Raw genomic sequence first — 12,349 nt, 5'->3', positions numbered from 1 at the left:
AACATGTTCCATGAAAAGCCCGGACTGCCAAGCCGGCCCGGGTCGACGCATGCCGGGCATGCTCTCGACCGGGCCGCCGATTTCGTTCAAGCCGCGCGCGGCGGTCGGTGGCAGAGTGCCGGTCGGCCAGAAGAGGATCGTCGATGCGGCTCTATCATCTCCCGGTTTCGCTCTACAGCTTCAAGGTCCGGCTCGGGCTGGCGCTAATGGGCGTCGGCCTCGAACTCGTCGAACCGCCCGGCGGCAGCTACCGGTCGGCCGAATATCGCGCCATCAATCCGGCCGGCACCATCCCGGCCCTGGTCGACGGCGACTTCTGGCTGGCCGAATCCGACGCCATCCTCGGCCATGTCGAAGCGCTCGGTCTGGGCCACCGGATCACACCGGCCGACCCGCGTCGGGCGGCGCGCGCCGTGATGCTGTCGCGCTGGCACGACCTGCGGCTCGAACCTGCGCTGCGCCGGCTGTTCCCCCATGTCGCGCCCGCGACCCGCGACGCGACGGTCGTCGCCGAGGCCGATCGGCTGATGGCCGAGGCCTTCGCGCTGATCGACGCCGCCGTGTCGCCCGACGGGCCCTTCGTGACCGGTCCGACGCCGAGCGTGGCCGATTGCGGCTATGCCGCGACGCTCATCTGGCTCGATGCCCTCGCGGCGCCGCTCGGGCTGTCGGCCGCGCCCGGACCGCGTCTCGCCCGGGCGGCGGCGGCCTTGCGGATCGAGCCGTGGCTCGATGCCGAATTCGCGCGCTATCCGGCCCTGGTCGCGGCCTGGGTGGACGGCAAGCTCGCCGGCTGATCCCGCGGCGCGCCGGGGTCGGGCGGTCGAGCCGGCGGCCGGTCAGGCGGCGGTGGCCGCGCGCAGGCGCGCGGTCGCGGCCGGATCGACCCGGCCCTCGGCGGTCAGCGCGACCCGATAGACGGCTTCCGCGCGGCCCGCGGCGATCCAGCCTTCGCGCACGTCATGGGCGACGCGCTCGGGCTCCCGCTCCTCGGGCCGGCCATAGCCGCCGCCGCCGCCGCTGATTGACACCATGGCCTCGTCGGGACCGATCACCACCTCGGCGCAGGCCGGTACCGGTTCGAGCGTGCCGTCGGCGCGGCGGCGGTACTGCGCCGAGGGCGCCCCGGCATGGCCGCCGCGCGCGCCGGTGGCGGCATTGAGGTTGCCGTCGCTGACATAGGCGACCGTCATGGCGCAGCCGACCGGCGAGAATTCCGAATAGGCGCCGAGCGCGCCGCGGAACCGGCCGGCGCCCTCCGAATCCGGGATCAGCCGGCGCGTGCGCACGAAGAGCGGGTGGCGCAACTCGTCGACCTCGATGGAATCCTGGTAGCACATGCCGGCATTGCCGACATGCAGGATGGTCAGCCAGCCGTCCGTCCAAGGCGTGCCGGCGCCGCCGGTGCAGCCGAGATAGACCTCGTTGACGAAGGGCTTGCCGTCATGGACGCCCGAGACGACGCCGCAGGAGGGCGGAATCAGTGCGCCGGTCTCCGCCTGGCCGAGCCCGTCGGCGAGATCGGCGATCGCCGCCTGGACCGCATTGGCGACCCGGTCGGCGATGTTGGTGGTGGCGACCGAACAGGAGGTCGGGTGGCGCGGGCGGCCGACCACGCAGCCGTCGCGCAGGTGGATGCGGATGCGCCGGAAGCTGCCCTCGTTCTTCGGCACGGTATGGTCGATCGAATTGAAGATGCCGATCATCGGCGTCGACAGCGCGCAGGCCTCCGACAGGTTGAGCCCGTTCGGCAGGCAGTCCGGATTGTCGCGCATGTCGACCTCGATCAGCGCCTCCTCCGGCTTGACCTCGACGGTCGCCGTGATGGTCACGCCCTCCGCGGGCGTGCCCGGGAAAGCGTCGTGCGTGGAGCTGCGCGTGACGCGGCCGGCCGGCAGGGCGCGGATCACGTCGACCATGCGGCTTTCCGAATAGTCGAACCATTGCCGCGCATAGGCGTCGAGCCGGTCCCAGCCGATCTCGCGGCCGAGCGCCATGATCTCGCGTTCGCCGACGCGCGCCGCGCCGAGCGTCGCCAGATAGTCGCCCCACCATTGTTCGGGCACGCGGATGCGCATCCGGCACATCCGGATCACGTCCATGACATGCTGGTAGTCGGTCTGCACCTTGACGGCCGGGAAGATCAGCGCCCCCTCCGCATAGACGTCCGTGGCGGCGCCCATATAGGTGGTCGGCAGCGAATTGCCGCAATCGGCCTGGTGCGCCTTGGCCAGCACGGTGAAGCGGTGCCGGCCGTTATCGTCGATTACCGGCACCAGGATCGAATGATCCGCCGGATGGGTGCAGCCGTGATAGGGCGAATTGTGCAGGAAGGCGTCGCCGCGCTTCAGAACCGGGTGGTTGTCGGTCATCGCGCGGGTCATGATCTCCGGCCCGCGCAGGACGTGGTTGGGCAGGCTCTCGGCGGTGGCGAGCAGTTCGTGCTGCGCGGTCAGCACTACGCAGGAGAAATCGCGTGCGATGGTCAGGATGCCGGACCGGCCGGTCCGGTGCAGCGTGTTGGCCATCTTGCGCGCGATGCCCTCGAAGCGAGCGGTCAGCACGGCGAGCTTGGAGCCGTCGAGCGGCGCACCGGACCTCAATGCTGCATCCGTCACGGCGGAACCTCCCTGGCGTCTCGGGTCATGGGCGCGCGGCCGGGGCCGCTCGGTTTGGGGCCAGCGCGGCGCGACCGCTGAAACCGCGCCGCGTCGCTTCACTTGCAGATCAGGGCGACCGGCGTGCCGTAACCGGCCTCGCCCGGCGCGCTGGCCTGGAAGGGGCCGCGCCGGCCGCACTGGTACCTGACCTGGAAGTCCTTCTTGCAGCCATAGGCGGGGTCGCCGAGCACCTTGTAGGAGACCTTGTAGTTGCAGAAGGGCAGGCCATTGCAGCGGGCCGCGACATCGTAGGTGGCGTTGCCGGGGGCGACCCGGCAGGAGGCGCCGTAGGTGGCGCTGGTCACGCGGATCACGTTCTGATCCGGATCGTTGCCCATCGCAGAGGCGGTCCCGACGAGGCCGTGCGTGCCCAGGATGACGGCCGCGGCCGTCGCGAGAGATCGAAGCAACATATTCTATTTCCTATACAAATGAGTGCGGACTGCGCGCCATCTGAACGCGCCGCGCCGCGAATGTCCATCGATGCCGAGACCCGGACCCACCCGCCCGGGCCTCAAAGCGCGATGACGAGATTGCCGGACCCGTCGCGATGGGCGCGGGCGCCGGGATCCAGCACGATCGAGGTGAAGTCGGATTCGATGATCGCCGGGCCGGCGATGACGACGCCCTCACGGATCGATTCCAGCCGCCAGACCTCGACCTCGGCGCGGGCCTCGGTGCCGAGGAAGCGGACCGCGCGCGCGGGCAGGCGGGCCGGGCGGTCGGTCGCGGCGAGCCGGCCGGGCTGGCCGGTTCCGATCCGGCAGCGCACTTCGGCGTTCCAGCCGACCGCCTCGATCTCGGCACCCGGATCGCTGACCGCGAAGATGTCCTGATGCATGCGATGGAAGTCGTCGATGAGGGCGGCGAGATCGGCCTCGGTCTCGAAGCGCGCCCGGGCGAGCGGCACCTCGATCTCCCACGCCTGGTCGGCATAGCGGGCCTCGGACGACCAGTGGATCTCGACCGCGCTGGCGCCCGCGCCGGGACCGGCCGCGAAGGCGTCGCAGGCGGCCTCGAGGTCGGCCAGCGTGCGGTTGACGCCGTCGCGGTCGAAGCGTCCACTGAGCGTGTGGAACATCGCCTGATGGTGGGCGGTCAGGTCCGAGATCAGCGCGCCGGAGGCCGACAGCGCCGCGCCGGCCTCGGTCACCACCACGCGCCGGCAGCCGAGCCGGCGGGCGATGGCGACGCAGTTCAGGCCGGCCGCGCCGCCGCCGGCGACGAAGGTCGCCTCGGCCGGGTCGATGCCCTGGTTGACGGTGATGTCCATGATCGCCTGGACCATGTGCTCGGTCGCCAAGGCCACGATCGCCTCGGCGGCCGCATCGACCGAGAGCCCGAGCGGATCGGCCACGTCGCGCCGGATCGCCTCGACGGCGGCCGGTTCGTCGAGCGTCATCTTGCCGCCGAGGAAGAAGCCGGCATCGATGAAGCCGAGCGTCACGGCCGCGTCGGTCAGCGTCGGGCGCGTGCCGCCGCGGCCGTAGCAGGCCGGGCCGGGTCGGGCGCCGGCGCTGATCGGGCCGACATGCAGCAGGCCGCCGGCATCGACCCAGGCGATCGAGCCGCCGCCGGCGCCGATGCTCTTCACGTCGACCGAGGGCATGCCGGTCATGGCGCTGCGGAACGGCTGGCCGAGCCAGATCTCCCGGCTGCGCGGAATGCGGCCGCGGCGCACCAGCGACACGTCGAAGGTGGTGCCGCCGCTGTCGCCGACGATCAGCGTCTCCTCGGCCGTCCCGCCCGCATAGGCCTTGGCGGCGACCGGCGCCATGCTGGGCCCGGAATTGATCAGGTGCACCGGCGCCTCGGCGACGCTCGCCGCATCCATCACGCCGCCCTGCGAGGTGACGACCAGCACGCGGCCTTTGAAGCCGGCCTCGCGCAGCCGGCTTTCCAGCCCGCGCATATAGGCGCCCATGACCGGCTTCAGCGAGGCGTCGATGGCCGTCGAGGAGGCCCGGCGATACTCGCGGATCGACGGGTTGATGCGGTGCGACAGCGTATAGGGGATGCCGGGCAGGTGCCGCTCGATCAGGGCGCCGACCGCCGTCTCGTGGGCCGGATTGACCACCGACCAGAGCAGGCAGACCGCGATCGCCTCGGCGCCGGCCGCCCGCACCCGCTCCAGGATGGCGACGACGGCGGCCTCGTCGAGCGGCGTGCGGACGCGGCCGTCGGCCATGATCCGCTCGGGCACCTCGAAGGTCAGCGCGCGCGGCACATAGGGTTCCGGATAGGGGACGGTAAAGTTGAACGGCTCGATGCGGCCGCCCTCGCGGAAGACCAGCGTGTCGGGATGGCCCTCGGTGGTCAGGAAGGCGGTGCGCGCCGTGTTGCCGGTGACGATGGCGTTGATGGCGTGGGTGGTGCCGTGGACCAGCACGTCGCCGCGCGCCAGATAGCTGGCGAGCGGCTCGCCGGCCGCCGCCGCCGCCAGGGCGAGGCTGTCGATCAGGCCGGCGACCGGGTCGGCCGGCGTGGTCGAGGCCTTGAACATGGCGAGGCGTCCGTCCTCGCTCGCCACCATCAGGTCGGTGAAGGTGCCGCCGGTATCGACGGCGAAGCGCAGGCCCATGGTGCTGTCCGGACGTCTCGGCGGGCCTTGCGGCCGACAGGGGAGGGGAGCCGCGCCGGAGGTCGGGCGCGGCCGGAGAGGGGCTAGCTGGTGACGCGCTGGTTGCGGCCGTAGACGAGCAGCATGGAGATGATCACCACGCCATAGATGATCTGCCGGCCGGCCTCGGGCATCTGCATGATCGACAGCACGCTGTTCAGGAGCACGATCAGGATCACGCCCACCACGGTGCCGAGATATTTCCCGCGGCCGCCGAGGATGTTGGTGCCGCCGATCACCACCGCGGCGATCGCCGGCAGCACATAGGCGTCGCCCATGCCCTGGTAAGCCTTGGTCGAGTAGCCGGCGAGCAGCACCCCGGCCAGCCCGGCGAGCATGCCGCAGGCCGCAAAGGCGGTGATGATCACCCCGCGGGTGTGCATGCCGGCCAGATAGGCGGCCGCCTCGCGGTTGCCGATGGCGTAGATGGTGCGGCCGAACACCGTGCGCTTCAGCACGATCGCGATCACCACCGAGACGCCGAGCCAGACGAAGATCGCCATCGGGATGCCGGCGATGCGCTCGGCGGCGAGGAACCGCATCAGGTCGGTGGCCGCCGTCTGCGGCGCGAAGCCGCCGGTATGGGCGACCATCAGGCCGCGCATCACGGCGTTGACGCCGAGAGTGAAGATCATCGACGGCACGCGCAGATAGGCGACGCCGAGGCCGTTGATCACGCCGACCGTCAGGCCGACGGCGAGGCCGGTCGGGATCGCCCAGGCGCCGCCGACGGTCGTCGCCATCATGGCGGCGGCGGCCAGCGTCCAGGCGACAGAGAGGTCGATATGGCCGATCAGGATGACCAGCATCATGCCGGCCGCGACCACGCCCAGAAAGGCGCCGATCTGCAGCTGCTGCAGGAGATAGTTCGGCGACAGGAGCGTCATCGTGCCCTGCGTCGCCAGCGTGTAGCCGGTGCCGATCATCAGGAGCACGACGATGAAGGCCGAGGCGATGACGATCGGCTTGTCGTCGGCGGCCAGCGCGAAGCGCCGGGGCTTCAGGGTGGCGGCGGTCATCGGAACAGCTCCAGCCGGTTCTTGATCCGCAGCACGCGCAGGCCGCCGAGGCTGACCGCCGCCAGGAGGATCAGGCCCTCGACCAGCGACTGCATCAGCGGGGGGATGTCGAAAATGCGGAAATTGAAGGAGATGACGCGCAGGATCAGCGCACCGAACAGCGAGCCGATGGCCGAGCCCGACCCGCCGAGCAGCGAGGTGCCGCCGAGCACGACGGCGGCGATCGAGTTCAGCGTGTAGGAATTGGCCTGCGGAATGTCGGCATTGCCCGAAGAGGTCTGGATCGCCAGGAACAGGCCGCCGATCGCGGCGAAGACGCCGGCCAGCGTGAAGGCGGCGAGCTTGGCCTGGTTGACCGGCAGGCCGGACATGAAGGCCGCGCCCTCCGCCGAGCCGACCGCGTAGACAGTGCGCCCGATCACGGTGCGCCGGAACGGCACCCAGATGATCAGCACCACCAGGATCAGGAGCACGAAGGCCACCGGGATGCCGGCGATCGGCTGGAACCAGGCCGCCTTGCCGTCGTCGAACAGGTGGTAGGTCTCGGCGAAATCGCCGAGCCCGTTGGTCAGCGCCCAGGACAGGTCCTCGTCGACCTTGCCGCCCGGCTTCGGCCGCAGGAACAGCGCGATGCCGATCGCGATGGCGCCGGTGGCGAGCGTGGTGATGATCGGCTGGATGCGGCCATAGACCACGATGCAGCCGTTCATGAAGCCGAAGGCGGCGCCGGCGGCGATGCAGGCGGTCATGCCGAAGAAGATCTGGAGCGGCGAACCGACGACCAGATGGCTGGCGAGGCAGTTGACCATGGTCATCACCGCGCCGACCGACAGGTCGAGGCCGCCGAGCAGCACCGGCAGGGTCTGCGCCATGGCGACCATCACCAGCGCGAAGGCCTCGTCGGCGTTCTGGACAAAGACCTGCGGCGAGAAGCCCTTCGGGTGGGCCATGTTGTAGACGAGGTAGAAGGCGGCGAAGAGAGCGATGGCGCTGGCCAGCCCGGCATTCTGCCTGAGGCGGATCAGCCAGTCGGGGGTCGACCCGGTCATCCGTGAACTCCGTGTCCGGACCGCGCGGCGGCGCCCGCATCGATGTTGAGGGCGCTGGCGATCAGGGCCTGCTCGGTGATCCCGTCACCTTCCAGCTCGACCTTGATGGCGCCGTCATACATGACGGCGACGCGGTCGCAGCAGCCGATCAGCTCGTCATAGTCGGTCGAGTAGAACAGGATCGCCGCGCCCTTGTCGGCGAGCTGGCGCAGGAGCGCGTAGATCTCCTGCTTGGTGCCCACGTCGATGCCGCGGGTCGGATCGTTGAGCAGGATGACGCGCGGGTTGGTCATCAGCCACTTGGCGATGACGACCTTCTGCTGGTTGCCGCCCGACAGCGTGGCGACGGCATCGCCCGGGCTGCCGATCTTGATCTGCAGCCGCTTGATCGCATCCGTGATGGCGACCTCTTCCTTGGTCCGGTCGATGAACGGACCGGTCGAGAGCGCGTCGAGCGAGGCCGAGCACAGATTCTCGGCGATCGACATGGGCAGCATCAGGCCCTCGGTCTTGCGGTCTTCCGGGATCAGCGCGATGCGCCGCGACGGCGCCTTGGCCTCGGCCGGCGAGCCCGGCAGGGCCGGCTTGCCGTCGAGCGTGACCTCGCCGGTGACGCCCTTGAGCACCCCGAACAGGGCGAGCAGCAATTCCTTCTGGCCCTGGCCGTCCAGCCCGCCGAGGCCGACGATCTCGCCCTTGCCGATCGACAGGTCGACGGCGCGCAGCCGGTTCTCCCAGGTCAGCTTCTTGACCTCGAACAGCGGCGCGGGCCGCTCGCGCTTCACCTTGGGCGGATATTGCGCGCTGATCTCGCGGCCGATCATCAGCTCGACGATCTCGCCATGGCCGTAGCGGCCCATCGGGAAGGTTTCGATATGGCGCCCGTTGCGGAACACGGAGGCGCGGTCGGCCAGTTCCTCGATCTCGTGCATGCGGTGCGAGATGTAGAGGATCGACAGGCCCTCGCGCCGCAGACGCTTCAAGACCTCGTAGATGGTCGCCACGTCGGAATTGGTCAGCGCCGAGGTGGCCTCGTCGAGGATCAGCAGCTGCGGCTTCTTGCCGAGCGCCTTGGCGATCTCGACCATCTGGCGGCGCGACAGCGGCAGGTCGCGCACGTTGAGCAGCGGGTTCACGTCCTCGCAACCGATCGAGGCGAGCAGTTCCTCGGCGCGCCGGCGCTGCGCCTTGGCGTCGATCAGGCCGAGCCGGGTCGGCGGACCGACGATCGAGATGTTGTCCGCGACCGAGAGGTCGGGCATCAGCGACAGTTCCTGGAACACGCAGACCACGCCGGCCGCATTGGCCTCGGCGGGGCTGAGGAAGCGCCGCGGCGTGCCGGTCAGCGTCATGCTGCCGGTATCGGGCTGCACGACGCCCGACATGATCTTGATCAGGGTGGACTTGCCCGCGCCGTTCTCGCCCAGGATGGCGTGGATCGACCCGGCGGAGCAGGAAAAATCAACGTCCTCGAGAGCCCGCACGCCGCCATAGCGCTTGGAAATCTTGGACAAGGACAGGAGCGGCTGGGCGTCCCGGTCGGTCATGGGCCTGATGGGTCCGTCGGCAGGGAGACAAACGGCGACCGCGGCGGACGCTGTCGACGCCCGGCTGCACGGAACGGAAAGCAGAAGTCACGATATCGGAAGACGGTGGCCCGGGCGGGCCGGGCCACCGCCGTCAGATCAGTTGGTGTTCTTCTCGTCCTTGGCCATGATCTCGGTGGCCGTGATGTTCGTGTCGCAGGGCTTGAACTCGTTCACCGTGAAGAAGTTGTCGGTGAGGTTCGACCAGTAGTTCACGCCGTCCTTCAGCTCGGCGTAGGTCGACGCCGGGATCGGAACGGAGATCAGCTGCGGCATCGGGTTGCCTTCGAGGGCCGACAGCGCCGCCTTCATGGCGATGGCGACGAGACCCGGCGACTGGCCGATGGAAATGCCCTTCAGGCCGTCCTTGCCATGCTGTGCAAGAAGCTTGCGGAAGCCGTTCTCGGACTCGCCGGCGATCGGCACCCAGGGATGCTTGCCGTCGATCATGGCGCGCACGACGCCCGTCGAACCGCCCTGGACGATGATGCCTTCGAACTTGCCATGGGCCGCGATGGCGTCGGCGGTAACCTTCTGGGCCGTGCCGTCGTCCCAGTTGCCGACCACTTCGATGATCTCGAAGTTGGCGTCCTTCTTCATGACTTCCTGGAAGCCGACATGGCGGTCGCGATCGACCGAGTTGCCGGGCAGGCCGCGCACTTCGAGGATCTTGCCGGTCTTCTTGGCGCCGAGCTGCTCGCGCAGCCAGCGGCCGTACATCTTGCCCATCTCGAGCTGGTCTTCGTTGACCATCATCACCTTGTCGGTGTCGAGCACGTTGTCGAACGGCACGACGACGACGTTGTTCTTGTCGGCGAGGCGGATGACGCGGTCGAAACCTTCGGGCGACACCGCGATCGTGACGATCGCGTCATAGCCCTGGTTGATGAAGTCCTCCATCGCGCCGAGCTGGGCGGCGACGTCGGTGCCGGTCGAGATGACCTTGAATTCCTTGATCTTCTCTTTGACGCCGGCCTGTTCGGCATAGGCCTTGGCGGTCTTGATCATCTGGATGCGCCAGGTGTTGCCGACGAAGCCGTTGACGATCGCGACGCGGTACGGGCCGGCCTTCTTGTCCCACTGGAGATACTTGGTCTTGTCGTTCCAGGGCTTGAAGCAGGCCGGATTGGCGCCCGGACCCGAAACCACCTTGGGGCCGGCCCAGGCAGCAGAGGACGCGAATGCAAGGCCGGCGATCACCATCGCCGACACGCTGAGCGTGCGAAACATGGAACTCCTCCCTATGATTCAACCCCTTAACGAGGCTGTCTCGCGATGCCCGATGGCCGGACCGATCGCGTTGGCAGCGATTTCATCGGACTTTTCGGGACCGCGCAACACAAAAATTCGACCTTCGTCGCAAGAGGGCGCTTCTCGTCATCGAGGAAGGAAAGCGCTGCCATCCAGCGGTTTTGTCTGAGAATAGGTGACGCGCATAAATTGTTCGATGCGACCACCCACCCGGCAGAGCGGCAGCCGTCAGGGCCCCGACCGCGCCGCGCGGCCGGCCGGCCGGTCGTTCGGCGAAGGGCGGTGGGCCCTTCGGCCGAGCCGAAAATCAGGACGGCCGCGGAAAATGCCGATAAACTCTTGGGGCTATCTTCCGGATGACTTGATGCGATTCCCGGCCTTGCTGGTCCGCCGTGTCGCAGGCGTGCGGCGCTCTCGGATGCCGCAGGGACATCTTGCACTTCATATTATGGCATGCCATCAACCGGCTGACTGCCTGCCATTCGAACGCCGAAGCCGCCATCCGCCTCACCTGCCATCGGGCCCGCCATGCCATCAAGCGACGTTCGCACTGCCGCCAGGACCGCCGGACCGGATTCGCTCCGCGTCGACCGGCCGGCCAAGACGTTGCGCGAACTCACTCTGGTGAAGATGCGCGAGGCCATCCTGACGCAGCATTTCCGGCCGGGCGACCGGCTGGTCGAGCGCGAATTGTGCGAACAGCTCGGCGTCAGCCGGACGATCGTGCGCGAGGTTCTGCGCCACCTGGAGACCGAGGGGCTGGTCACGACCCTGCAGGCGCGCGGGCCGATCGTCTCGCGCACCTCGGCCGCGGAGGCGCTGCAGATCTACGAGATCCGCGGCGCACTCGAAGGCATCGCGGCGCGCGCCTGCGCCGAACTCGGCGATGCGGCGGTCGCGGCCGACCTGGACGCCGCCATCGGCCGCATTCGCACGGCCTATCGCGGAAAGGACATGGCCGGCGTGCTGGAGGCGACGTCCGAATTCTACGGCACGCTCTTCTCCGCCTCCGGCAAGGATATCGCCTGGAGCATCGTCAGCTCGCTGACCGTGCGCATCAATCACCTGCGCTCGATGACCATCAAGACCCCCGGCCGCGACCAGCAGGGGCCCGAGCAGATGCAGCGCATCGTCGACGCGATCCGGGCCGGCGACGGCGCAGCGGCCGAGACCGCCGCCCTGCAGCATGTCCGCGCGGCGTCCGACATTGCCCGCCGGCTGCTGGCGGCCGACGACGCCGTCTGATCGCGATCGTGCCGTCGATCGGCGCGTTTCCTGCCAATTGAGGAAAGTTTCCTGCGAATGCTAGGGTGCAACCCGGCACGGCGTCATCCGTGTCGAGGAGGCGACCTTGATCCAGAACCCGCATGCCGTTCGCGAGCCCAAGGAAAACAACCTGGAAATGGCCATCGGCCATGAGGTTCGTGCGGCCCGCCGGCAGCTCGGCATCACGGTCGCCGACCTGGCGGCGGCGACGGGTCTGTCCATCGGCATGCTGTCGAAGATCGAGAACGGCAACATCTCGCCGTCGCTGACCACCCTGCAGTCGCTGTCCCGTGCGCTCGGCGTGCCGATCACGGCCTTCTTCCGCCGTTATGAGGAGCCGCGCAACGCGGTCTTCGTGAAGTCCGGCGAGGGCGTCGAGCTGGAACGGCGCGGCACCCGGGCCGGCCACCAGTACCGCCTGCTCGGCCATATCGACAACAATTCGAGCGGCGTGATGGTCGAACCCTATCTGATCACGCTGTCGCAGGATTCCGATACCTTCCCGACCTTCCAGCATGCCGGCCTCGAATTCCTGCACATGCTCGAAGGCGAGGTGGTCTACCGCCACGGCGACCAGCTGTTCCACATGCAGCCCGGCGACAGCCTGTTCTTCGACGCCGACGCCCCGCACGGACCCGAGCAATTGGTCAGGCTGCCGGCCCAGTATCTCTCGATCATCTCCTATCCGAAGAGCGGCACCGAACCGGGTTGACGGCACGGCGGGTGCGGCCGGGGTCCGGGGTCCGGTACCGGCGGCCGGTGCCGGATCGCGGAGCGGCGGCCGGGTCGGGGAGGGCCGGCCCCTGCGCTTCGACTGCACAAACAACAGGCATTGTGAACACGTATTGAGAAGAAACTTTTATTCTTTGCAGTTGCGCGCCCGTCGACGCTGTCCTAT

Annotated in this window: 10 protein-coding genes; 3 read left to right on the top strand and 7 right to left on the bottom strand. The window is 68.8% G+C overall.

Annotation, left to right across the window (positions count from 1 at the left end; translation table 11 throughout):
* The first annotated feature begins 143 nt into the window (after positions 1 to 143).
* The gene (locus ABB55_RS06570) at positions 144 to 797 is read left to right on the top strand and encodes a glutathione S-transferase family protein (protein ID WP_054358095.1); all 654 of its coding nucleotides are present in this window, start codon (positions 144 to 146) and stop codon (positions 795 to 797) included.
* 42 nt (positions 798 to 839) lie between these two features.
* Here the strand turns inward: ABB55_RS06570 and ABB55_RS06565 are convergent, their stop codons facing one another.
* From ABB55_RS06565 to ABB55_RS06535, 7 genes are all read right to left on the bottom strand, one after another.
* The gene (locus ABB55_RS06565) at positions 840 to 2,618 is read right to left on the bottom strand and encodes a hydantoinase B/oxoprolinase family protein (protein WP_244471985.1); all 1,779 of its coding nucleotides are present in this window, start codon (positions 2,616 to 2,618) and stop codon (positions 840 to 842) included.
* Positions 2,619 to 2,716: 98 nt separating this feature from the next.
* Positions 2,717 to 3,073 carry a hypothetical protein gene (locus ABB55_RS06560; RefSeq protein ID WP_054358093.1) on the bottom strand — a complete coding sequence of 119 codons (357 nt, stop codon included), beginning with the start codon at positions 3,071 to 3,073 and terminating at the stop codon, positions 2,717 to 2,719.
* A 101-nt stretch (positions 3,074 to 3,174) separates the two neighbouring features.
* A complete protein-coding gene (locus tag ABB55_RS06555) occupies positions 3,175 to 5,241 on the bottom strand; it encodes a hydantoinase/oxoprolinase family protein (RefSeq protein WP_244471984.1) in 2,067 nt (688 codons plus the stop codon).
* An 83-nt stretch (positions 5,242 to 5,324) separates the two neighbouring features.
* Positions 5,325 to 6,299: an ABC transporter permease gene (locus ABB55_RS06550; RefSeq protein WP_054358092.1), complete on the bottom strand. Its 975-nt coding sequence runs from the start codon at positions 6,297 to 6,299 to the stop codon at positions 5,325 to 5,327.
* The gene (locus ABB55_RS06545) at positions 6,296 to 7,348 is read right to left on the bottom strand and encodes an ABC transporter permease (protein ID WP_054358091.1); all 1,053 of its coding nucleotides are present in this window, start codon (positions 7,346 to 7,348) and stop codon (positions 6,296 to 6,298) included. Before ABB55_RS06545 ends, ABB55_RS06550 begins: the two co-directional genes overlap by 4 nt.
* Entirely contained in the window at positions 7,345 to 8,895 is a 1,551-nt protein-coding gene (locus ABB55_RS06540) for a sugar ABC transporter ATP-binding protein (protein WP_054358090.1), read from the bottom strand. The genes ABB55_RS06545 and ABB55_RS06540 overlap by 4 nt, the downstream gene beginning before the upstream one ends.
* A gap of 138 nt (positions 8,896 to 9,033) precedes the next feature.
* Positions 9,034 to 10,164, bottom strand: coding sequence for a sugar ABC transporter substrate-binding protein (locus ABB55_RS06535; protein WP_054358089.1), 1,131 nt, complete (start codon positions 10,162 to 10,164; stop codon positions 9,034 to 9,036).
* A 549-nt stretch (positions 10,165 to 10,713) separates the two neighbouring features.
* On the opposite strand from ABB55_RS06535, the gene ABB55_RS06530 reads away from it, so the two are divergent.
* Together ABB55_RS06530 and ABB55_RS06525 are read left to right on the top strand one after the other, a co-directional pair.
* Positions 10,714 to 11,430 (top strand): GntR family transcriptional regulator, encoded by a 717-nt coding sequence (locus ABB55_RS06530; protein ID WP_054358088.1) that lies wholly within the window; start codon positions 10,714 to 10,716, stop codon positions 11,428 to 11,430.
* A 106-nt stretch (positions 11,431 to 11,536) separates the two neighbouring features.
* On the top strand, positions 11,537 to 12,163 hold the full coding sequence (locus ABB55_RS06525) for a helix-turn-helix domain-containing protein (protein ID WP_317131819.1): 627 nt from the start codon (positions 11,537 to 11,539) through the stop codon (positions 12,161 to 12,163).
* Positions 12,164 to 12,349 lie beyond the last annotated feature (186 nt).

It is taken from the genome of Prosthecodimorpha hirschii, assembly GCF_001305515.1.
GTDB lineage: Bacteria > Pseudomonadota > Alphaproteobacteria > Rhizobiales > Ancalomicrobiaceae > Prosthecodimorpha > Prosthecodimorpha hirschii.
Note: the sequence above shows the minus strand (reverse complement) of the source record. Positions and strands in the feature narration are given on the sequence as shown.

Coding starts and splice junctions, on each gene's coding strand:
- ABB55_RS06545 (WP_054358091.1), bottom strand. CDS start 7,348: ATGACCGGGTCGACCCCCGACTGGCTGATCCGCCTCAGGCAGAATGCC.
- ABB55_RS06540 (WP_054358090.1), bottom strand. CDS start 8,895: ATGACCGACCGGGACGCCCAGCCGCTCCTGTCCTTGTCCAAGATTTCC.
- ABB55_RS06570 (WP_054358095.1), top strand. CDS start 144: ATGCGGCTCTATCATCTCCCGGTTTCGCTCTACAGCTTCAAGGTCCGG.
- ABB55_RS06555 (WP_244471984.1), bottom strand. CDS start 5,241: ATGGGCCTGCGCTTCGCCGTCGATACCGGCGGCACCTTCACCGACCTG.
- ABB55_RS06535 (WP_054358089.1), bottom strand. CDS start 10,164: ATGTTTCGCACGCTCAGCGTGTCGGCGATGGTGATCGCCGGCCTTGCA.
- ABB55_RS06550 (WP_054358092.1), bottom strand. CDS start 6,299: ATGACCGCCGCCACCCTGAAGCCCCGGCGCTTCGCGCTGGCCGCCGAC.
- ABB55_RS06530 (WP_054358088.1), top strand. CDS start 10,714: ATGCCATCAAGCGACGTTCGCACTGCCGCCAGGACCGCCGGACCGGAT.
- ABB55_RS06560 (WP_054358093.1), bottom strand. CDS start 3,073: ATGTTGCTTCGATCTCTCGCGACGGCCGCGGCCGTCATCCTGGGCACG.